Raw genomic sequence first — 22,044 nt, 5'->3', positions numbered from 1 at the left:
AAATTTCCTTATATTAAGTTGTTGATTGATAAACCAGCTGCCTAAACGTCCCTGTCTTAGGTTTCAGCCAGCTGTCTTTACTCAGCGACTTGCCGCCCAGCTGCGCCGCCATGCCCGGCTCCGTGGCGATCAGCAGGCTGACGTCCAACATCAGCTGATGGCTCGTGAAGTCATGGCAGATGCTCACCAGCGCCTGCAGCCGCCGGCTGCCGCGCTGATACTGCTGATAATGCGGGGCCCCCAGCGGCCCGATTTGAATATGCGCGCCGTACTGGGCATCGAAAAAGCGGCTACCGATGCGCGTGCTCCCTAGCTTACCCAGCTTTTGGCTGCCGTTTTTTTTGCCGTCGTCGATCCATTTGGCGTAGCGCGGCGTAATTTCGATGGGAACGGCGAAGTAGGCCGCCAGCATCTTGTTAAGCTGGCGCAGCGAGCGGCGGCCCGGCAGATAAATGCCGGGGTAGGCTTCGCGCAGGCGCTGGATATGCGGGTTCACGGCCAACGTGGTGTCGACGCCCACCGTCTGCCGCAGATGATGCAAGAACGGGTTTTTGTCATCGTCATGGTCATGCCCGATCATCGCCTTCAGCTGCGCCCAGGCCCGGTAATGCAGTACGGCGAAGCGCTGGCTGACGATGCCGACGAACTGCTGGAACGCCTGATTACGCCTGGCGATGACTTCGGTGCGCGCATGCTCGGTCACATGGATCGGCAGCGGGCCGTAAGGGGCGAACATGCCGAAATGCCGCGCCTGAATCAGCACCTGCGTAGGGCGTTGTACGATGGAGGCGATTTCACGCGAGGCAAAGCCCATATCCGCCGGCTGAGTGATGCAGAGCCTTTCGCGGCTGCGATCGTTGGAGACGCCGAGCCGCGGCGCATCCGGCTGCGCACGCTCGATGCGCCGCAACAGCTCGAAGAAATCCTGCCGATTGGACAGCCCGCGGATTTCGGCCTGGCCCACGCTTTCGCCTTGGGCCCCCGGCGCCGGCGCCTGTTCCAACGACAGCGCCGTTTCGCGCATCAGCGACATATCAGCCATAGTAGAGCGCCCCCCAGTCGGCGTGGGTTTCCCCATCCAGCAACAGCTTCATGCTCAACGTTTGGTTCAGATCGCCGTATTGGCTCAGCGCGTGGTGCAATATTTTGCCGAACAGATAGGCGCCGTGATCGGCATGATGGTTGGCGCTTAGGTTGACGGCGATCTCGGCCCCGCGGATCCAGGCCAGCGGCCCCGGCCCCTGATTGCGTTCGAAGTGGTGCTCCACCCAGGCGTTTTTGATGCTGGCGATGCGTTTGCGCTGGCTGGAGTCGTCCTGATGGCAGAACAACGACAGCCAGTCGCGCAACAGCGCCGAGCAATCCTGCACGTCAGGGCGCGCATGGCGCAAAGGATTGGAGGCCAGCATCTGGATCGCTTGCCACGCCTGGCTGATGTTCGGCACCGCGACGGGGTTGCTCGGATAGCGGACGATCTCCACCTGATGGATCGGCATCGCCGTTTCCAGCTGGAAATGCGGTTGCTGCAGGTGCGCAGGCACCAGATGCCGTTCGCAGACCAGCGCCTCGACGCTGAGCGACGTGATGTCATCGATGTCGATGCCGCTTTTGCCCGGCGAAATGGCGATAAAGGTATCTTCGTTGGGCAGGTGCGGGTTGTTGTATTTGGATGGCGACGGTTCCCGGCGGCGGTGCAGCGTATAGCCGGCCGGCTCCCGCTCGCAGTCGTAGTGCACGTCGGCCTGCAGCGAAGAGAAAATCACCGGGTTGCCGTCGGGCAGCATGCCCTTCACCTGTTTGACGCTATGAATCTCATACAGCGAGGTGTTCAAACGATCGACCACCAGCTGATGCTCCGTGCGCTCTCCCGTCAGCAGCACCGGCGAGCAATGGCGGCGATACAGGTTGATGACCGGGGTCGCGAAAAGATGAAAATCCCTGGCGTTGACGCGACCGATCAGCGTAAGCGGGCGTTGCTCAAGCGCGAACAAAATCTCGAACTCATGGACGCGTTCACATTGGCGCAGAAAATCCCGCACGCCATGCAGCTCCAGGCTGAAGAAGCGGCTCGGCGCCGCAAAGTACTCGCGCATCAGGCGGTTGCCGGGCAATTCCCCCACCGCGGTGGGCAACAGCGCCTCTTCGTCGCCGACGCCGCCCAGACGCAGGCTTTCCGGTTGCAAGACTTTGATGACCGGCCGATCGTCGTTTTTCGCCCATAGCACGATGCGCAAGGTGCGATTAAGCAGCGCGGCCATCAGCTGGTTGGCCCGCACCGTATCTTCCGCCAACGTCAGGTGCAACGGCTCGAGATCCAGTTCCGAGATGGGCAACACGCCGTGCGTGGTCAGGCCGATTCTGACGTAGGCCGAACAGTCTTGCATATGCCTGGCGGCACCGTCGGGCAAATGGTGAGGCGGCAGGATTTCGCATTCCGCCAGTGCAATCTCAACGGGCTGCACTTTAATATGCCGCGCCGTGGTGAACGTGGCGGGTTTGTTGTTCAGCGAGATATCGTTCAGGGTCATTCGGCTCCCGCGCGGCAGGTCGACCTGGCTATGCCACTGGGGAAAAGAGAGATCGGGCTTAATCGCGACGGTGGCGATCGCGGGAACCGGCGTGTACCACAAGGGCGCCAGGCGCGAAAGCATTTGCAAGGCGAATTCTGGCTGTTCGTTGTTCAGCTTTTCCTGGATGCGGGTGCAAAGAAAAGCAGAGCCCTCCAACAGGCGCTCGACGAAAGGATCCAGCACGCCGTCGATATGCATGCCTAAATGCTGAGCGACCTGGGGATGCGAAGAGGCGAACTGACGGCCGGCCTCGCGAAAATAACGCAGCTCATCATTATATAATTGGAGAAAACGCTCACTGAACATAGTCACCTCTATTAATCAAATACGTGTACGGCGCCACAGGAATAATCAAGAGCTATGCGCAAATTCACCAGCATTTCGTCACCCGGTAATGAGCAGGTGCCATAGATATCGAATAAGATCGCCAATACATACGATTGACGCTCATTCACTACCGGCACCACGCGAATCGTTTTCGGATCCAGCCGTGGCTCAAAAGACGTAATGATTCTTTGTATATGTCTCGCCAGCGTTAGCGGATCGGTATTAATCGGTATTCGTTGGCTCAGCGACGGCAGGCCATAATTCAATACCGAGCTTTCGCTGTGCGCATAATCGTGAAGTTTTAAATCTGCGCTGCGCGATGCGTCATTCAATAAGAATTCGATATCGCGCACCAGGACGCGCCGCCAATTATCGGCGCTGCCGCTTTGACTTCTCACGCTGAGCTTATCGAATAGCATGGGTAATGACGCTTTCATTTAACACCTCGCGGTAATGAGTGTGTCTGCCCGCAAGATCTGCGGGCAGACGGCCTGCAATAAGTGTTACGACATCAATGATCAGATGCGGGCGTTAAGCTTGAGGTCATACCCCGTCTTAATCACCGCACCCATGGAGCCATCGTTGTTTTGCTCTTTGTACTCAACTTCGATACGTGCGAAATTCAGCTTGATAACATCGGTGGGCAGCACGGTATCGATTTCAGTACCGATGGTGGAGTTCAGCGGCATATTACCCACGGTCTTGAATGAGGAAACCAGGCAGTTACTGAAGGTCACGGCAATAAAGTCTTGCTGACCCTGGCCTGATTTACGGCAAACAAGTTTTGCCTGAGGAATATGCTCGCCGGTGGCGCACATCAGAAACAGCTTCGGCGAAGCCTTATTGCTTACCATACGGAATTCAAAGTCTTTCATTTCGACTTTGCCGGAACCACCGCCGCTGCCGAATCCCCAGCGCCCGGCATTTTCCTCCGCCCATTGCCAGGCTTGCAGCTGAATCCATCCCGGATAAGTTTGGTCAGGGGATTCACCGTCAACACCTTCAATCTTCAAAAAATAGTCTACTAAAGCTTTAGTGCTCATTTTTGTCTCCTTGACTGATAGGTCCTACTACGTTAATTGAAATGTCTACTCAGATAAGTCGTTATATTGCCTACGCAATCATTGAAATAGCGACAATGGGAACCCATTAGCCATTAATAAATAGCCATGGCGCAGAGAATAACGCCGCTAAATTTCAATGAAATATCAATTCTCACCCACGCCATTTAATAATTAACGTCGGCAATATCCAAACCAATGACCAGCCGTGACTTATCTGCTCCCATCTTTTTTGGCTGACGGAAGTTTTGATACCAATCGCAAGGACACGGTCATGCCTTCCAATTGGTAATGCGGGCGCAAATAGAAATGTGCGCGGTAATAACCCGGATCGTCTTCAACATCCTCAACGCGAACTTCGGCGGCGGCCAATGGACGACGCGCTTTCGTCGCTTCCGTCGACACGGAAGGATCGCCATCCACGTAATTCATCAGCCAGTCATTCAGCCACAGCTGCATATCGTCTCTGGAACGGAAAGAACCGATTTTGTCGCGTACGATGCATTTCAAATAGTGTGCAAAGCGGCACGTGGCAAAAATGTACGGCAGCCGGGAGGAAAGCTTGGCGTTGGCCGTCGCATCCGGATCTTCATATTTCGCCGGGGCATGCATGGTGCAAGAACCGATAAAGGCGGCGAAATCAGAATGTTTGCGATACACCAAAGGCAAGAACCCGGCGTCTGACAGCTCTTGCTCGCGCCGATCGGAAATGGCGACCTCCGTCGGGCACGTCAGCTCATAACCGCCCTCATCGGAAGGGAACGCGTAGGCGGGCAGTTCCTCCACCGAGCCGCCGGATTCGATGCCGCGGATTTTCGAACACCAGCCGTACTCATGGAAGGCGCGATTAATGTTGACGCCCATCGCATACGCCGAGTTGGCCCAGGAGAAATCATCATCCATATCCGGCCTGACGGCCTCCTCGAAGGCGAACTCTTCGATCGGGTTGGTCTTCGCACCGTAAGGCAAACGCGACAGGAAACGCGGCATGGTCAGCACCAGATAACGCGAATCGTTGCTTTCGCGCAGGCGGCGCCAGGAAGCGTATTCCGGCGTGGTGAAAATCTTGCCGATATCCCGCGGGTTGCCCAATTCGTTCCACTTGCTCATCTGCAGCAGCGACGGCGAAGCGGCGGAAATAAACGGACAGTGCGAGGCGGCGGAAATTTTCGCCAGCTCCGTCAGCAGCGTCACGCTCATCGGGCTGTGATCGAACTCAAAATCGCCGATGATGCAGCCGAACGGCTCGCCACCGAACTGGCCATACTCTTGTTCATAAATTTGTTTGAACACCGGGCTTTGATCCCAGGCCGATCCTCGGTAGCGCCGCAGATTGCGCGTCAGCTCATCCTGGCTGATGTTCAATACCCGAATCTTCAGCGTTTCGCTGACGTTGGTATTGTCGACCAGATAACTCAGACCTTGCCAGGCGGACTCCAGCTTCTGGAACTCCTTATGGTGCAAGATATTGTTCATCTGCTGCGAAAGCTGCTCGTCGATCTGGGCGATCAGCGATTCAATGGTCAATACGACATCCTGGCTGACCTTGACCTTGCCCTGGTTGGCATATTCGGACAGCGTGCCGATGGCCCGACGAACCGCTTCTGAGGCCTCGTTCGTTCTGGGCCGGAACGAACGCTTGAGCAGACCGTCAAGCTCGTTTTCCGTTTCCTGCGTTTCAACTTCAGCGACCGCCGTTGCCTGCTGCTTAGCTGAATAGCGTCGTTGCCTCGCTCTCATTCCTCATCTCCTTTATTCCCGGAATCCTGCACATCCTGTTCCGCATCCGCGACCGTTTTACGTGCATCCGTCACCAAACGATGCAGAAAATCGGGCTTCTCCAGCAGATTCTTCACCACCTCTTCCGCGCTGGATTTGCCATCCATATACGTGATCAGTTCCGTGAGATGTTCGCGGGCCTCCAGCAGGCGTTGCATCTGCGGAACCCGTTTGGCGATGGCGCCGGGCGAAAAATCCTCCATCGATTCAAACTCTAATTCCACGTCCAGCAGCGCATCGTCCTCACTCAAGGTATTCTCCACGTAAAATTGAAGACGAGGTTTAATGGCCCGCATGCGATCGTTGAAATTGTCCTGATCGAACGTCAGGAATTTTCGCTCTTCGATCGGCAGCAAAGGTTTTTTCCGATGCCCAGAGAGATCGGACATGACCCCCGTGACAAAAGGTAACTCTACTTTCTTTTGTGAACCGTAGAGCTCTACGTCATATTCAATTTGCACGCGGGGCGCGTTATTTTTACCGATAAATTTCTGAGAGCTTGAGTCCTTAGCCATTGGAAAACTCCTTTGTGAGAAAAATTACTTCCCGGACAATTGATTTAACGAGGCCAGAGATTCCGGCAAAAGCTCCTCAACAATCGTCGCGAAGTCCATACCGATCATTTTTTGTGAACGTCGAATAAGAATGGGGGCCGGATGGCTGGGCTCATAGTTTTGGAAATAGTCCAAAACCTGGTCCAACAGCAAGATGACATCCTGCCGGGAACGGATATATTTGCCAGGCAGGGTGGCCGGCGCCTCCGCCGCTTCCGCGTCGGCCGGCGCAGCGCCGATCTCCTCCGGCAATTCCTGCTGTTCGAGAGAGAGCAGTTGGCGGCTGAAGAGCGCTAAATAGTCGCGTACCTGGCGGCAGTCCAGCCGGTAATCTTCAGCCTGCAGGTTGGCGTAGTTTTCCACGCGCTCCAGGGCGTCGATTCCCTGCGACAGCTGTTCTTTTAATGACGGCATATTTCTGCCGGCAAAATAGCTGTCAGCCTGCCCCAACACCTTCACCACTTCCGAAAAATGCAGGCTTTTGCCTTCCTGCTCGTCCATTCGCATATTGAGCAGTTCATCGGTGGTTAACGGCGTATCGGGGAAGATCTTGCTGTTTTTGATTTCGTGCAGGCAGGACGAGGTGGCTAGCCAGCCTAACGCGGCCGCATGGAAGCTGTCCGTCGCCGGCTCCATATCGGCCTGAGGGAAAATGGTGCTCCCCTCTTCGGCATATTTGCCGTCGATAGTCGTGATGCCTTGATAGACAGCCGAAAAACCATCGATATGAAGGTTAGCGCGCATAAACCACAGCACGACATGTAAATCGAAGCACTGTTCAAGTAAGGCGGCGGATTGCTCGCGAATAGCATGCCAATTGATGTCGCGTGCATTATCCACGGCATTCAGCGGATCGGTTTGGCTGTCAAATTCCGATAACGTGAATTCAATTTCACTGTATCGAGGGTCAAATTCGACGCCGTTAACTGCTGTTGAGATGACTTCATTCATGGCCTGATATCCTTTTCATCAGCACTACAAACATAAAGCCTATAAAAATGGGCTTTTACATTCGCCAGTCTTTCCCAGAGTCCTTTTAGCGTAATTAGTCGTCACCAAGCCCGCAAATTGTTTAGATGTATTAATATTAACAACAATAATAGATTAAACCTATCAATAAAAACTCAGTGATCGGTTTAAACTATTTTACATTTACATATTTATTTTTCCATTTTAAAATCAATAAGTTAAAAACAATAATTATGCAAGCTAATAATAGGAAAAAAATCAAAAAATGCCCTAAAAACAACGTTTCTCCGTTGGTAGGATAATTCCAATAAAACCTCAGAATACAAATAATTTAACAATCAAATGGTAACTATGGTAAATAGTGAAATTTTTTCATACAAGCATGACAGTCATTCGTTTCTTGCGATCGGGTAGCACGCAATGATCATGAGAACACGATGACAGTGTGACTTTCATTTCCAGCACTCAGTACTTACAAATGCGAAACCTGGTGTGAAAATAAACAATTTGGCGAGAGTTTTGATTATTAATTTTAAAGCTTAGGTTCTGAGTTAACATTCCGCCGTGGCGCACCTAACACGGTATTGGCGCGCAAACAGCTGGGTTGATAAAGCACATTTTTTATAGTTAACCCAGGGTAATGATCAGATTAACTTAAGATTCATCCCCCATTCACCGACCTATTCTTTTACGCCAGGCCAGCACTGAGTCAGCATCTAAAAAATCGCTGGGTTCGATAAAGTGGTATGAATAATATCATTTCACCTGCCGGCAAAATAACCACTTCAATCTTGTGACGGCGATAACCCCGTTATGGCCAGCGATCCACTCCATGCTCAAGGGATGTTTTCCTAACTGATAAGACCACTAATTTGATACTAGCAAAGCCAAAACCAATATCAAGGAAAAATATTATTTTTTTAATAAAAAATTAACAAAATAATATACAATTATTAAACAATTCAATAACTTGAAAAATCAGTATTTCTATTATTTTTAGTCTGATAAAAATAGTTCACCAAAGTTTACAGCCGATCATAATGCCACTCATAAAATCAGTCGGAATCTCTTCACCGTTGAATTCACATCAAAAAACAAGGAAAAAATCGGAAATAAATGCAACGGGCAACATTCCTTCCCACAGGATCAACTTTCGCAAAACAAAATAAGCAAGATAATTCCCAATAAGATGGCGAAAAAGAACCGCTAATTAGTTAGCAGTACAAAATAAAAACAAGATTAACCCTATAGGGTTATATCACACGCGAGTCGTCGATTATTATTAAGGAAAAAAACCTTATTGATCTTTATGTTGCCGCCATCCTCACACAGTGCCGCCGCCGCGACTCCGGGGGTAAAAACAGACATAAAGAGAATGTGCGGCGGCATAACCAGGTAACGCATGAAAACGGCCCAGAGACTTTTTTTACCCTACGTTCAGCCGGTGTGAGAATGTTACTGCGGGTGAAAAAGCGGAACGTAACCTCCCCTGCCGCCTTGAACGTGCGCACCCTGAGAGAGCCGCCGCCTTTCAACTATCCCTCCACCTCACGCGAAAAGTCGGCGCGAAGCCCACCGTTTTACTGATCCAGGACATCTTTCGCATTCACCTGACTGGTACATTGATTGAAAATCATTCCTATTCAGGAGAAAAGGCCATGGTTAAATCACTGAATGCGGCATTCACTCGTCTTTTTGATCGCCCGGACGCCGGCAAGTTGGCGCTCAGATTGACCTTCGGCGGGCTGATGCTGTTTCACGGCGTAGCGAAAATTCAGCATGGCGTCGGCTGGATCGCCGGCGCGCTGCAGGAACAGGGGCTGCCCGCCTTCATCGCCTATGGCGTGTACGTGGGCGAGATCCTGGCGCCGATACTGATCATTTTGGGGCTGTTCACCCGCCCCGCCGCGCTGGTTTACGCCTTTACGCTGGTGGTGGCGTTTTTGATGGTGGGCACAGGCAAGGTATTCACCGTTACCGACGTCGGCGCCTGGGGCATTGAAAACGAACTGGTGTTCTTTATGGGCGGGCTTGCCATCCTGCTGCTGGGCAGCGGCAAATACGCGATTGCGCGCAATGAAGCCTATCGGTAAGCGGTACCATGATTAAGGAGGTTCCTGATTCGAACCACCTCTGTGCGGAAACGACAATTAACTCTCGGCCAGGCGGTACACCGGGACCTTGCGCGTGGTGCCGGTCAGGGTGTCGAAGATCTCCGTTTCCGCCGTCACGATCGCCATGCCGGTTTTTCTTAGCCTGCGCACCTCGGCGGCAATGCGCTGGATGCCGAACCAGAACAATCCGTCCAGCGCCGTTACCGGCAGCCCTTGCTCGAGCGCCAACCTGAGCCGCTCACGCGGCGCCTTGAGCGCCTTGGCGATTTCCCGGTATGGCAGCGCGTCCACGCCCGATGCCGCCCGGCGGTGAATGCGGGTCGACAGGCTGTACTGAAAGGCCTCCGGCACGCCGCTCAAATCGCTTTTCAGGCTGTAGACGCAGCCGAAACGCTTGCCGTTGAACACCACATTCTTCTGGCTGAGCGGCAGCTCCTCACGTATTCCGGCGATCAGCTGCGGCGCCCGCACCAGCAATAACCGGAAAGGCAGTTCGAAACTGGTCACATAATCCACGTTGAGCAGCGCAATGCGCAGACGCTCCTCCGCTCCGGCCTGCGTCTCGCGGCACTCGTTCAGCACCTCGCTCCACTGGTGCGCGAGTCTGGGGGCCTCATCCAGCGGCGCGAAATGGTATTTCTCGATGTGATAGTCGATTTTCTCGTTCATGCCCGTTAGCCCCCGCGTCAGTCATCATTGCCATCAGCAAATTACCTTACCCGCGGGCAACAGTACACTATCACCGCGTTCACTGTGCAGAGGACAGCCGGGGCGAATCATCAAGCATGAGGGAAAAAAGCCCAATATCGTGCTGGGTGAAAGCAATGTGCATCATGACGGCACGCCATGCGTCGATGGGACCACCAGCCCAGATTCCAGCTTGATGATGCGATCCGCCAGGTAGAAATAGCGATCGTCGTGAGTAATCGCGATGACCGTTTTGCCTTCGGCCTTCAGCATCGGCAAGAGTTCAAGATAAAACACCGCCTTAAACTCCGGATCCTGATCGGCGGCCCACTCATCAAACAGATAAACCGGGCGCTCTTCCAACCACACCTGCAGTAAAGCCAGCCGTTTTCTCTGCCCTTGAGAGAGCGCGATTGTTGAAAAACGGCCGTGGGCAAAACTGACTTTATGGCTTAACTTCAGCAGGCGCAGCAGATGTTCGACCTGCTTTGGCGTGCGCTCAGTGACGAACGCCACATCGTCAAAAAGAAAGAAGTCGTTGAACACCACCGAAAAATGCCGACGGTATATTTCCAGAAGATCGTCGCTGACCGGCTCGCCGTTAAGCAAAATCGCGCCGTTATCGGGAGGATAAATTCCCACCAGCAGATTCGCCAACGTCGTCTTGCCGCTGCCATTGCCACCGACGATAAAAATGAGTTCACCGGGCGCAATGTGCATATTCAGCGGGCCAAGGGTGAAATGCTCCCCTTCTTCGTTCTGATATTGGTAACGGACATTATCCAACGCTAACGAAGCAAAAGGAGGGGGCGTAAAATGGCGCTGTGGAACTTCGGGCCTGAGTTGCGCGCGCAGCGACTGTACCCGCTGCATGGCCACCCGCGCACCGGCCAGGGTGGGCAGCGCGGATAACAGCCCTTCGACCGGCACAATCATATACAGAAACACCATGATATAGCCGGTAAGCGCCCGCTCGTCCAAAGCCAGCCCGTCGCGCAAGCTGAACAACACCAGGCCGATGAAAGCGAAAAACAACGCGCTTCCCCAACTGCTCGCCAAACCGTACAACACATAACCGCGGGTTCTCTCCCGGCGAACCGCGTCAATATTTTGCGCCAGTTCACCGCTGACGAATTGACGGCGACGCACCGCGTTAAGCCGAAACTCCCTCGCGCCGTCAAACAATTTTTTGCATTGCTGAATCAGCGTATCTTCCCGCTGACGCGATCGGCGCAACAAACGCATCGCGGGGCCGTGCGCGGCGCGGTAGCCCAAGCTGCCGCAGACAATCACCGCCAATGCCAGCGCCAGTACGCTCAATGACAGGCTGCCAAGGTAAATCAGGCAGCCAACGATAACGGCGCCGAAAATCAGCAGATTGGGCAGGTTGACGAAAAACACCACCAGCGTATCGAGATCCTGTGTCAGCACGGACAGCGTTCTTGCCATTCCCGCTTTCTCCAACAGCAGCCAGCGCGTTTCGCTGACGTCTTGCACCAGTTCGCTGCGCAAGCGCGCCTTCACCTTTTGTCCCAGCGCCATAAACGTGGTTTGAGAAACCACGCGCGCCGCCAGCATCAACAGCGTCAGTAACGCAAAATCGCCTCCCGGACTCAGCCATGAAGCCTCATTGGATTGCGTCAGACCGTGATTGATCATCGCCAGCAAAGAGGCATTGCACAGCCCGCTGACGACACCGGCGACCACGGCGAGCAGTAGCCAACCGCGCACCATACGAAACAACATCATTAATACCGACATGCAAATTCCTTGCTCATACTCACACTTTTTATGGTTTTGACCGGGATGTCTTATTACGAATTAACGGCCATACCAGCAGGGGGACGCCGATCAGCGACGCCACCAACCCGACCGGCAGCTGGCGCGGGTAGAGCGCATTGCGCCCCAGCCAGTCGGCAACGGTCATGATGGCGGATGACAACAGCGCGGCGGTATAGAGCTGCATCAGCGGCCCTTTCGCGCCCATCTTGCGCGCCAGATGCGGCCCCAGCAGGCCGATGAAAGACACAGGGCCGACCAGCAACGTCGCCAACCCGGTCATGACTGCCGCCATCGCCAACACGCTGAAACGTGCGCGCGGCAGTGGCACCCCGAGCGCGCCGGCGACGTTGCCCATCGGCAACAGCACCAACCAGCGGCGGAACAGCGGCATCAGCGCCAGGAGAAGCAGCGTGATGACAAACACACCTTGGGCCAACGACGCGCCGACGTAATAGGTACTGCCCGTCATCAGCGGCAACAACACCGCACTTGCGGCAAGATTGTTGAGCATAACGATGCTGACCGCGGCCTGGCATAGTGCATTCAGCGCCAAACCATTGAGCAATACTCGCTGCGGATTAAAGTCGCTTCGACGGCTGTTCCACAACGTCAGCAACAGGCTTATCAGCGCGCCCCCCAGGCTACTCGCCAACAGCCAGCCACTGCCGCCAGCGGGAAGCAAAAACACGAAGGCCGTAACCCCCATGGCCGCGCCACCGCCGATACCCAGCACTTCCGGGCTGGCGAGCGGGTTCCCGCTCACCCGCTGCATCAACACGCCGGCCCCCGCCAGCAGCGCACCGGCGCTCACCGCCGCCAGCAGTCGTGGCAATCGCAATGGCAGCAGGTTCGCCAGCTCCCCTCTTTCCGCCCAGTGCCAATGCTGCAATCCATGGCCGAAACATAAAGAGACCACGATCCCCGCAGCCAGAATGCCGGCCGACAACCAGATGAACCGTCGTTGATGCGAGGTCTGCGACACCGGCAACGGCGGCGCAAGATCGATGCTTTGCTGCCGTGCAAAACGCGCCAACAGCATCAGCAACGGGCCGCCGGTCAGGGCGGTCAGCATGCCGACGGGCAGCAGCTGACCGCTCTCCAACGACACGCGAGAGACGCAAAGATCGGTCAGCCACAGCAGGCCCGCTCCGATGAGCGCCGTATGCAGCACCATTTGCCGGGATGTTCGCGCGCCGCCAAAGCGCGCCAGATGGGGCGCTGCGAGCCCCAAAAAACCGATGACGCCGACGGCGTTAATGATGAGGGCGCTCATGGTCAGCGCCAGCAGCACCGCGGCGGCGCGGATGCGCACCGGCGATGCACCGAGGCTGCTGACCACGGTTTCCGGCAGTTGCAGCAGTTCAAGCGGGCGCAGCAAGAACAACAGGCCCACTACGCAGACGGCGAGCCACGGCAACATCCGCAGCAGAATTTGCCCGTTTTCCACCGCCAGCGAACCGCCTCCCCACATCAGCACCTGAAGTAAAAAGCGATCGTTGATAATGGCGATCAGCAAAGTCAGTGCCCCGCACCACAAATTGATCATGATGCCCGCCTGCACCATCGCCAGCGGCGACATGCGCTGACGCCAGCTGAGCGCCAGCACGCACGCGAGCGCCGCAATCTCACCGACAATCACCACGGCGGTGCGCGCGCCGACCAGCAGCGACGGCAGCCACAACGATGCCAGCCCCATCGCCAACGTCGCTCCGGCGGTCATGCCGAGCGTCATCGGCTCCGCCAAGGGATTGCGCAGCGCACGCTGCATTAACCAGCCGCACAGCCCCAGCGTAGCGCCCCCCACCATCGCCATACCCTGACGCGGCAACCACATGCTATGCAGGATAATGGCCGCCGGATCGAGATTATGCTCGGAGAACAACGCGACAATGCCGCCCTGCCGATGAATATCGGTCAGCGCCAACGGCAACGACGTCAGCCACAACGCGGCGATTACCCCCCAGGAAAGACGGCGGGAAAAAGATTCATGCATCACGCCACCTCATCATCATCCCGGTAAAAATATCGGCAAAGCGCCCAGCGGTTATCAGGGCGCCGGCATCGCTGATGTTTTCTTCTATCAGGTTCAGGTTGTGCGCTGCGGTCAGCGGCAGACGTTGCCACAGCGGGCTTTGGCGCCATTGAGACACCGACTCCCGCTGATCGTCAGGCGTCAACAGCATCAGCCGCGCATTCAGATCGGCAATGCGGGTCAGCTCCACCAGCACGCTGCCTTCCGCTCCCGCGCCGCCATGCCATCCGTTGCGCAGCCCGCAGGCGGCCAATACGTCGCCGGGAAGACTGCCTGCGGTGTAGACCCGCAGGTGCAGCGCATCTACCGGGGCGGCAAGCAGCGCCGGACGTTCAACCTGCCGCGCCAGCAGCGAGGCGCGGCTCAGCTTGCCGTTCAGGCTGGCCAATATCTGCGCGGCCTGAGGCTGCCGCTGAAGCCGTTCGCCCAATTGCCGGGCGGCGCTGATGAGTTCCGCCAGCCCATGAGCCGGCAGCGCGATCGTCGGCGCGATGCGTTCAAGCGCCGGCTTCAGCAACGCATGCTGCGGCGTGATGACAATCGCGTCCGGCCGCAGTGCGTACAGCGTTTCCAGATTGGGCTGGAACAGCAGGCCAAGATCCAACGCCGACGCAGGCAGCGCAGGCGTCGGGATCAGCTTGCGATACCAATCCGGCGCCGAGACGCCCGCCGGAGTCACCCCCAGCGCCAACAGAATTTCCGTCAGTCCCCAATCCAACACGGCCAGCTTTTGCGGCGGCCGGCCGGCGTCGGCCCGCGCGTAAAGCGGGGCCAACAGGAGAGCGGTCAACAACCTGCGTCGCGACAGCATCAGTCACCACTTATAGCTGAGGGTCGCGATGTACTGGCGTTTCAGCGCATACTCGCAGCCATTGTTGGAGCAGGAAGCCAGATAGGTTTTGTTGCCGAGATTGGCGGCATTCAGCGCTAGCTGCCATTGGCGCCACTGATAGCCGACGCGCGCATCGTAGACCGTGGCCGCCGGCACCTTCAGGCCGTTGTCCGTGGTGGCGTAGCTGGTGCCGACATAGCGCACGCCGCCGCCCAGCGTCACACCGTCAAGCGCGCCGTCAAAGGCATACTGGCTCCAGAGCTTGGCGGTATTGCGCGCAATGCCCACCGGACGCTTGCCCTGCGTATCGTCGTTGGCACTCAGCACTTTCGGATCGGTCAGGTTGTACGATGCCAGCACCGACCACGCCGGCGTGATATTGATGCGGCCATCAAGCTCAACTCCGCGCGAGCGCACTTCGCCGGTCTGCACGCTGAAGTTCGGGTGATCGGGATCGGCGGTCGCCACGTTGGTTTCCCGCAGGTCGTACAACGCCAGGGTAAACAAGGCATCCAGCCCGACCGGATCGTATTTCAACCCCACTTCCGTCTGCTTGCCTTCGGTCGGTTTAAAGGCGTGGCCGTAAAAGTCATTGCTGCTGCTCGGCACAAACGACGTGGAATAGCTGATGTAAGGCGCCAATCCGTTATCGAAGTGGTACAGCAGCCCGGCGCGCCCGGTCGTTGCATAGTCACTGCGCTCGGTACGAGCGTCGTTCAGCAGATCGATACTTTTGGTTTTCGCCGCGTCGTAGCGGCCGGCCAGGTTCAGGATCCAGCTCCCCAGTTCGAGTTGGTCCTGGAGATAGAGCCCGGTTTGATCGAGCGTATTGTGCGTACTGCTGTCGAGCGGCGGTATGGCCACCGGCACGCTATAGTCCGGGTTGAGGAAGTTAATCGGGCTGGCGTCGCCGTAGCCCGACTGGCTGCGCACCGAGGTATGCATGCGATCAATCCCGGTCAGCAGCGTATGTTTCACCCGACCGGTATCAAAGTGGAATTCAGCCTGGTTATCCACCGCGAAGTTGGTCATGCTCTCCTTCAGGTTCATCGAATAGCGATCGATGAGCGGCGCATCCGCATGCACACCCCATGGATAGACCATCAGATAGTCGCCGGTGCTGCTGAGGTAACGCAGATTCTGGCGGAAAGTCACCGTATCGTTGAAATCGTGCCGGAACTGGTAACCGATGCTGCCCTGCTGGCGTTCGTACTTGTCGAAGCCCGGCTGGCCGCCGTAAAAACGGGTCGAGATGTGGCCGTACGGGTTGGGCGTCAAGGTGCCGGAAAGCGGCATCTGGTTGTAGAATCCGCTGTCCGGATCTTTGCGCAGCTGCGAAATAATCGTCAGGCTGGTGTGCGCATCCGGCTGCCACGTCAGCGACGGCGCGATGTCATAATGCTGATAGCGGGTATGATCGACCTGGGTTTCGGTATCAAAAAAGGTCCCCGCCACGCGCCCCAACAGCGTGCCGTTATCGTTCAGCGGCCCGGTGGCGTCGACGCCGGCGCCAAACTGATTTTCGTTGCCCGCGCTGACATACACCTCACCGGACGGGGTCGCCTGCGGCGTTTTGCTGACCAGGTTGACGATCCCGCCGGGATTCGCCTGGCCATACAGTACCGAGGAAGGGCCTTTGACCACTTCGATGCGCGACAGCAGGAACGGATCCCACGCCGGACGGCTCCACCACGCTTCGCGCGGCAGCCGCAGGCCATCAAGGTATTCGTCGGCTTCAAAACCGCGCACGATGATGGTGTCGAAACGGGTATCCGGCCCGGCGCTCTCCGAGTTGACGCCGGAAACATAGCGCAGCGCCTGCGGGACGTTTTTCGCCGCTTGCGCGTCAATCTCTGCTTGCGTCACCACAGAGATGCTCTGTGAAGTGCGGCTAATCGGCTGGTTTGACTTCGTCGCGGAGGCGGCGCCGTGCGCCACCAGCGTGCTCTCGTCATCCTGATCCTGAGACGCCGCCGCGCTCACCACCAGCGTCTCTTCTTTTGTGGTATTCTGCCCGCCATCCGCGGTAAAGGCTTGCCCGCTATAGCCTGCGATTATCGTATATACCAGCACTTTCAACGGTTTTTCCCTGAAAAATTTGCCCATCTGTCTCTTCGCCTTTCCGACTGTTAGTAGAATTTGATGGAAATGATAATTATTCAACTTTAAAAGAGAAGCCCGTTCATGGCAGAATGGCGCTACCGACAGTCAGGATGTCGCCAGACGGACAAACGTTGTCCGTTATCGCAGCAATAGGCACAAATGGTGAGAACCGGACAGAGGCAGGTAAACATGACATCCCATCACGGTATTGAAGGCCTGCGTCAACTGCGCTACAGCCCCGGCAGCCAAGAGCCCGTCCATCAGCATGAGCAGGGGCAGCTGATTTTGCCGCTGCGCGGCGTGGCGAAAATCGCCACCGCGCAGCATATCTGGCTGCTCTCGCCGGGCCGCGCCATTTGGCTCCCCAGCGGCACACCGCACGGTTTGGAAGCCATCAATGACGTCGTGACGCACAACATCTATTTTACGCCGCCCTTTTCTCGTCGCTATGGCGCACGCCCCCAGGGGTTGAGCGCCACTCCCCTGCTACATCCCCTGATTGCCGCCGGGCTTGAAAACACCATTTCCGCCGAACGGCTTACGCTCATTCAAAATCTGCTGAGCGATGAGTTTCAACGCATGCAGACAGGCCAACTGTGTCACGTGACCCTGCCGAGCGACCGGCGCCTGCGCCAGGTATGCGATGCTTTGTGCCGCGAATTGGGCCATGGCGAAACGCTCGCCTGGTGGGGGAAAAAGGTCGGCGCCAGCGAACGCACCCTGGCGAGGCTGTTTCGCGAAGAGACCGCGCTGAGCTTTTCCGAATGGCGCCAGCAAATTCGCCTGCTGGAGGCGGTATGCAATCTGGCGCGCGGCGTAGCCGTGGGTCAACTGGCCCACGAACTGGGTTACGCCAGCCCTAGCGCGTTCATCGCCATGTTTCGCAAAAAACTGGGCGTATCGCCGCAACGCTATATTCACAGCGCGCTGGAAGCGTGAAAGTCGGGCAAGCTTCAGATGACGGAATGCCAATATGGCGCGCAAATACACGCTGAAAATCAACGGCAGGCAGTGGATTGTCGTTCAGTGATTTGGCGCCAGGCCAGCGCTATCTGTGATGGGGATCGTTGAAAGATTTATTCGTAAGTGATTGAATAGTGGCGGAGAGAGGGGGATTTGAACCCCCGGTAGAGTTGCCCCTACTCCAGTTTTCGAGACTGGTCCGTTCAGCCGCTCCGGCATCTCTCCTAACAACGCTTGCTATCATGCCCGCTTTTACGGCATTTTTACAGCATTAGCATACCGCTGAACGTTCAAGTGATGAGTTTACGAGCAACCTGATGATTAAATGGCCGTGGAAAGCGACTCAACCCTCTCAACCCCAGGCAGACACTCAGGCCCAGTGGCAGGACGCGTTGGCGATCCCGCTGCTCTCGCCGCTGAATGAGCAGGAGCAGCAGCGGCTGGTGGCCGTTGCCGGGCAGATCTTGCAGCAAAAGCGCATCGTGCCGCTGCAGGGGCTGCAGCTCACCTCGCAAATGCAGGCGCGCATCGCCCTGCTGTTCGCCCTGCCGGTGCTGGAACTCGGCGCGGAGTGCCTCGACGGCTTCAACGAAATTCTGCTCTATCCCACTCCGTTCGTGGTGGAAGACGAATGGCAGGACGAAATTGGCCTGGTGCACTCGGGGCCGGTGGTGCAGTCCGGCCAAAGCTGGGAACAGGGGCCGATCGTGCTCAACTGGCAAGACGTGCAGGACTCTTTCGATCTTTCTGGTTTCAATCTGGTGATCCACGAAGCAGTGCACAAACTGGATATGCGCAACGGCGGCGTCGCTACCGGCGTGCCGCCGATCCCGCTGCGCGAGGTGGCCGCCTGGGAGCACGATCTGCACGCCGCGATGGAAAGCCTGCAGGACGAGATAGACATGGTCGGTGAAGAGGCCGCCAGCATGGATGCCTACGCCGCCACCGATGCGGCCGAGTGCTTCGCCGTGCTGTCGGAGTATTTCTTCAGCGCCCCCGAGCTGCTGGCCGAACGCTTCCCGGCGCTGTATCAGCACTTTTGCCGCTTCTACCGCCAGGATCCGCTGGCGCGCCTGCTGCGCAGCCAGGCGGAGAACGACGCGCAATGGGCTGATTGATGGACACATTGCTCAGATACCGAGCAGTCGCACCACTCAAGGCAATTTAGCGTTGACACACCCGGGGCCGCTGGATATCATGCGCCCCGTTCACACGATTCCTCTGTAGTTCAGTCGGTAGAACGGCGGACTGTTAATCCGTATGTCACTGGTTCGAGTCCAGTCAGAGGAGCCATATTTAGAGAAGCCCGCTTAAGGAAACTTAAGCGGGCTTTTTGCTATGGGGCATTTACAACCCGCGTTTTTCCATCAGCAGCGCCAGATCGACCAACCGATTGGAGAACCCCCATTCGTTGTCATACCAGGCGAGCACTTTCACCAGGTTGCCGCCGATGACCAGCGTAGACAAACCATCGATAATCGATGAGCGCGCGTCGCCCCGGTAGTCGCTCGACACCAGTGGTTCATCGCTGTAGCCCAAAATTCCTTTCAGCGGGCCGGATGCCGCCGCCGCGCGGAAAGCGGCGTTGATTTCCTCCACCGTCGCCGGGCGTTTCAGCGTCACCGTCAGATCGACGATCGAGACGACCGGCACCGGCACCCGCAGCGAGTAACCGGTCAGGCGGCCGTCGAGATCCGGGATCACCTTGCCGAGCGCCTTGGCCGCGCCGCTGGAGTAAGGCACGATCGACTCTGCCGCCGCCCGCGCGCCGCGCAGATCTTTTTCCGGCTGATCGTGCAGCGCCTGGCTGTTGGTATAGGCGTGGGTGGTGTTCATCAGTCCGTATTCGATACCGAACGCCTGATGCAGCACCTGCGCGGCGGGTGCCAGCCCGTTGGTGGTGCAGCTGCCGTTGCTGACCACTTTATGCAGCGCCGGATCGTAGAGCTGGTCGTTAACCCCCATGACGATGGTGATGTCGTCGTTCTTGGCCGGCGCCGAGATAATCACCCGCTTGGCGCCGCCGTGCGTGATGTGCACTTCCGCCTTGGCTTTATCGGTAAAGAAGCCCGTCGCTTCGATCACCACGTCCACGCCCACGCTGCTCCACGGGATCTCGGCGGGATCGCGCTGCGAAAACACCTGAATCGGCCGGCCGTCCAGCAGCAGCTGGTTGTCACCGGCTTCCACCCTGGCCGCCAGCGTGCCGGAAAGCGTGTCGTATTTCAGCAGGTGTGCCAGCGTTTTGCTGTCCGTCAGATCGTTGATCGCCACCACTTCAAAATCGCTGCGCCCCAGCGCCGCGCGCAGCACGTTGCGCCCGATCCTGCCGAAGCCGTTAATGCCTACTTTCACCATGATGCTCTCCTCGTTTTGGGCTTTGCCTCAAATCTAGCCCTGCCACGAGGCGGCGTAAATGACGTTTACCGATCAATTTACGCCAAATTGCGCGCGTGGAAGCGTTCGCGGTATTCGCTCGGGGTCAGCTGCAGTTTGCGCTCAAACACCCGCCGCAGGTTAAGGCCGTTGCCGAAACCGGTGGCCAGCGCGATCTGTTCGATGCCCTCCGCACTCTGCTCGAGGCGCTGCCTGGCGGTATGCAACCGCCCTTCTTCGACGAATTTGGCGGGAGAAATGCCCGTCTCGCGGGTGAACACCCGGGTAAAGTTGCGCGGGCTCATCGCCACGCGTTCGGCCAACCGATCGACGCTGAGATCGTCGGCGAGGTTTTCCAGGATCCAGGACTGCAGGTCGCGGATCGGGCCCGGCGATTTGGCCTGGTTGAGCGGGTAGCGGCTGAACTGCGCCTGCCCGCCGGGGCGACGCAGAAACATCACCAGATCCTGCGCCACTTCGCGCGCCTGCACGAAGCCGTAGTCGTCCTCCACCAGCGCCAACGTCAGGTCGAAGCCGGAGCTGACGCCGCCGGAGGTCCAAATCGGCCCATCCTGCACGTAGATCGGGCCGTTCTCGACCTGCACCCGCGGGAAGCGCGCCTGCAGCGTTTCCGCCAGCCGCCAGTGGGTAGTCGCCCGCCGCCCGTCCAGCAATCCGGCTTCGGCCAGCAGCAGAGCCCCGCCGCAAACGGAAGCGATACGGCGCGCCTGCGGGGCCGCGCGGCGCAGCCAATCCGCCACCAGGGCGCCCTCTTCTTCGGTCGCCCCCTTGCCGGCGACAATGACGGTATCGCGCGGCAGGGCCGGATCGAGATCCGCCAGGCGATGGTCGGCCAACAGGCTCAGCCCGGACAGGCCGTGTACCACCCGGTGGGATTGCGTGGTGGCGACCGCGATCTGATACAGCGGCGCTTCGGCAGGGCTCAGACGGTTAGCCTGCATCAGGATATCGGCGATGCCCGCCGCTTCGAACAGCATGCCCCCTTCAGGGACGATAATCAGGAATGTATGCATGGCGATAATAAGAAGAACGAGCAAAACAGGTCAGACAGCCACTGTATAAGAAAAGCCTCGCCGGTTCACCCTGCAAGCATAAAAAAGCCCGCCGGCAAGCACCGACGGGCCAACAAAGCACTGCCCTCAAGCCTGCGGCAGGTTCACCCCGCCGGCGCGCGCCAACTGCGCCAGCAGCGCCGTTTGAAACGCCTCGTCGTGCACCGCCGCGTGGGGATCGAACCGTTGCTGATGGTGCCAATAGCCGCCGGACGCCAGGACCTGCGGCTCATCGCTGGTCACCAACCACGCCTGCGTCACATGCCCCAGCGCCAGATCGTCGGGCGCATCCGCGCCGCCCATTTTGGTCGGCACCCAGCCGGGATCGACCGCGCTGCTGATCACGTCAGGCCACAGGCGCGCCACGGCGGCGGCCAGCGCGGTGACGAACAGCTTGCTGTCCGAATAGGAGCCCGCAGCGCCGCCGAGCCAGTCTACGCCGTTCAGTTCCGGCACGCCGTCAAAGTGCATGCTGCTGCTCAGGTAGACGATACGCTTGGGGCGTTCGATCAGGGCCGTCAGCAGGTAAGGCGCAATCACGTTCACCGGCATCACCTGCGGCCCGGTAAACATACCGGCGTTGTGGATCACCGCGTCCGGGCGGCCGAGGCGATTGACCTGCTCGGCAAGCTGCCGGATCTGCTGCACATCGGACAGATCGCCGATCGCCGCCTGCGCACCGCGCTCCAGCAGATCGCGCACCGCGTCCAAACGGCCGGGCTCACGCGCATGCAAAATCACCTGATGCCCTTCGTCCAACAGCGTTTGCGCGGCGGCGCGGCCCAGCCCGTCTACCGAACCGGTAATGAAAATGCGTGACAT

At 57.6% G+C, this 22,044-nt stretch carries 18 protein-coding genes and 2 tRNA genes; 4 read left to right on the top strand and 16 right to left on the bottom strand.

Going from position 1 to position 22,044, the window contains the following annotated elements; genetic code table 11:
• Positions 1–13 precede the first annotated feature (13 nt).
• The 7 genes from tssG to EKL15_RS12880 all read right to left on the bottom strand — a co-directional run bounded on the left by tssG (position 14) and on the right by EKL15_RS12880 (position 7,242).
• Positions 14–1,042, bottom strand: a complete 1,029-nt coding sequence (tssG, locus tag EKL15_RS12910; RefSeq protein WP_084827572.1) for a type VI secretion system baseplate subunit TssG — start codon at positions 1,040–1,042, stop codon at positions 14–16.
• Positions 1,035–2,876, bottom strand: a complete 1,842-nt coding sequence (gene tssF / locus EKL15_RS12905) for a type VI secretion system baseplate subunit TssF (protein WP_089186154.1) — start codon at positions 2,874–2,876, stop codon at positions 1,035–1,037. Before tssF ends, tssG begins: the two co-directional genes overlap by 8 nt.
• Positions 2,877–2,887: 11 nt before the next feature.
• The gene (locus EKL15_RS12900) at positions 2,888–3,334 is read right to left on the bottom strand and encodes a type VI secretion system baseplate subunit TssE (RefSeq protein WP_038872306.1); all 447 of its coding nucleotides are present in this window, start codon (positions 3,332–3,334) and stop codon (positions 2,888–2,890) included.
• An 81-nt stretch (positions 3,335–3,415) separates the two neighbouring features.
• The gene (locus EKL15_RS12895; RefSeq protein WP_004935369.1) at positions 3,416–3,940 is read right to left on the bottom strand and encodes an Hcp family type VI secretion system effector; all 525 of its coding nucleotides are present in this window, start codon (positions 3,938–3,940) and stop codon (positions 3,416–3,418) included.
• Positions 3,941–4,171: 231 nt separating this feature from the next.
• Positions 4,172–5,698 (bottom strand): type VI secretion system contractile sheath large subunit, encoded by a 1,527-nt coding sequence (gene tssC, locus EKL15_RS12890; protein WP_019456177.1) that lies wholly within the window; start codon positions 5,696–5,698, stop codon positions 4,172–4,174.
• A complete protein-coding gene (gene tssB, locus EKL15_RS12885) occupies positions 5,695–6,252 on the bottom strand; it encodes a type VI secretion system contractile sheath small subunit (RefSeq protein WP_038872309.1) in 558 nt (185 codons plus the stop codon). Before tssB ends, tssC begins: the two co-directional genes overlap by 4 nt.
• A gap of 24 nt (positions 6,253–6,276) precedes the next feature.
• Complete coding sequence (locus EKL15_RS12880) at positions 6,277–7,242, bottom strand: ImpA family type VI secretion system protein (RefSeq protein WP_060420436.1); 966 nt, start codon at positions 7,240–7,242, stop codon at positions 6,277–6,279.
• 1,676 nt (positions 7,243–8,918) lie between these two features.
• On the opposite strand from EKL15_RS12880, the gene EKL15_RS12875 reads away from it, so the two are divergent.
• Positions 8,919–9,353: a DoxX family protein gene (locus EKL15_RS12875; RefSeq protein WP_060420434.1), complete on the top strand. Its 435-nt coding sequence runs from the start codon at positions 8,919–8,921 to the stop codon at positions 9,351–9,353.
• A 57-nt stretch (positions 9,354–9,410) separates the two neighbouring features.
• Here EKL15_RS12875 and EKL15_RS12870 read toward each other — a convergent pair whose 3' ends face one another.
• The 5 genes from EKL15_RS12870 to EKL15_RS12850 all read right to left on the bottom strand — a co-directional run bounded on the left by EKL15_RS12870 (position 9,411) and on the right by EKL15_RS12850 (position 16,780).
• On the bottom strand, positions 9,411–10,043 hold the full coding sequence (locus tag EKL15_RS12870; protein WP_038872328.1) for a helix-turn-helix domain-containing protein: 633 nt from the start codon (positions 10,041–10,043) through the stop codon (positions 9,411–9,413).
• Positions 10,044–10,205: 162 nt separating this feature from the next.
• Positions 10,206–11,807 (bottom strand): cyclic peptide export ABC transporter, encoded by a 1,602-nt coding sequence (locus tag EKL15_RS12865; RefSeq protein WP_255520544.1) that lies wholly within the window; start codon positions 11,805–11,807, stop codon positions 10,206–10,208.
• Positions 11,808–11,850: 43 nt separating this feature from the next.
• A complete protein-coding gene (gene fhuB, locus EKL15_RS12860) occupies positions 11,851–13,836 on the bottom strand; it encodes a Fe(3+)-hydroxamate ABC transporter permease FhuB (RefSeq protein ID WP_203089654.1) in 1,986 nt (661 codons plus the stop codon).
• Positions 13,829–14,668: an iron-siderophore ABC transporter substrate-binding protein gene (locus tag EKL15_RS12855; RefSeq protein ID WP_238423705.1), complete on the bottom strand. Its 840-nt coding sequence runs from the start codon at positions 14,666–14,668 to the stop codon at positions 13,829–13,831. The genes fhuB and EKL15_RS12855 overlap by 8 nt, the downstream gene beginning before the upstream one ends.
• A gap of 21 nt (positions 14,669–14,689) precedes the next feature.
• A complete protein-coding gene (locus tag EKL15_RS12850) occupies positions 14,690–16,780 on the bottom strand; it encodes a TonB-dependent siderophore receptor (RefSeq protein WP_370593000.1) in 2,091 nt (696 codons plus the stop codon).
• 219 nt (positions 16,781–16,999) lie between these two features.
• Here EKL15_RS12850 and EKL15_RS12845 point away from each other — a divergent pair, with 219 nt between their 5' ends.
• On the top strand, positions 17,000–17,749 hold the full coding sequence (locus tag EKL15_RS12845) for a helix-turn-helix domain-containing protein (RefSeq protein ID WP_203089626.1): 750 nt from the start codon (positions 17,000–17,002) through the stop codon (positions 17,747–17,749).
• 159 nt (positions 17,750–17,908) lie between these two features.
• Here EKL15_RS12845 and EKL15_RS12840 read toward each other — a convergent pair.
• Positions 17,909–17,998 (bottom strand) — tRNA-Ser (locus EKL15_RS12840).
• A gap of 92 nt (positions 17,999–18,090) precedes the next feature.
• On the opposite strand from EKL15_RS12840, the gene mtfA reads away from it, so the two are divergent.
• On the top strand, positions 18,091–18,891 hold the full coding sequence (mtfA, locus tag EKL15_RS12835; RefSeq protein ID WP_038872331.1) for a DgsA anti-repressor MtfA: 801 nt from the start codon (positions 18,091–18,093) through the stop codon (positions 18,889–18,891).
• 99 nt (positions 18,892–18,990) lie between these two features.
• A tRNA-Asn gene (locus tag EKL15_RS12830) sits at positions 18,991–19,066 on the top strand.
• 54 nt (positions 19,067–19,120) lie between these two features.
• Here the strand turns inward: EKL15_RS12830 and gap are convergent.
• The 3 genes from gap to EKL15_RS12815 all read right to left on the bottom strand — a co-directional run bounded on the left by gap (position 19,121) and on the right by EKL15_RS12815 (position 22,044).
• Complete coding sequence (gap, locus tag EKL15_RS12825; RefSeq protein WP_102984427.1) at positions 19,121–20,131, bottom strand: type I glyceraldehyde-3-phosphate dehydrogenase; 1,011 nt, start codon at positions 20,129–20,131, stop codon at positions 19,121–19,123.
• A 77-nt stretch (positions 20,132–20,208) separates the two neighbouring features.
• A complete protein-coding gene (locus tag EKL15_RS12820; protein WP_049234372.1) occupies positions 20,209–21,183 on the bottom strand; it encodes a GlxA family transcriptional regulator in 975 nt (324 codons plus the stop codon).
• Between the two features lie 126 nt (positions 21,184–21,309).
• Positions 21,310–22,044, bottom strand: a complete 735-nt coding sequence (locus EKL15_RS12815) for an SDR family NAD(P)-dependent oxidoreductase (protein ID WP_203089623.1) — start codon at positions 22,042–22,044, stop codon at positions 21,310–21,312.

Source organism: Serratia sp. 4542 (genome assembly GCF_016805595.1).
In the GTDB taxonomy this organism is placed as follows: Bacteria; Pseudomonadota; Gammaproteobacteria; order Enterobacterales; family Enterobacteriaceae; genus Serratia; species Serratia nevei.
This window is presented reverse-complemented; position numbering and strand designations above follow the sequence as displayed.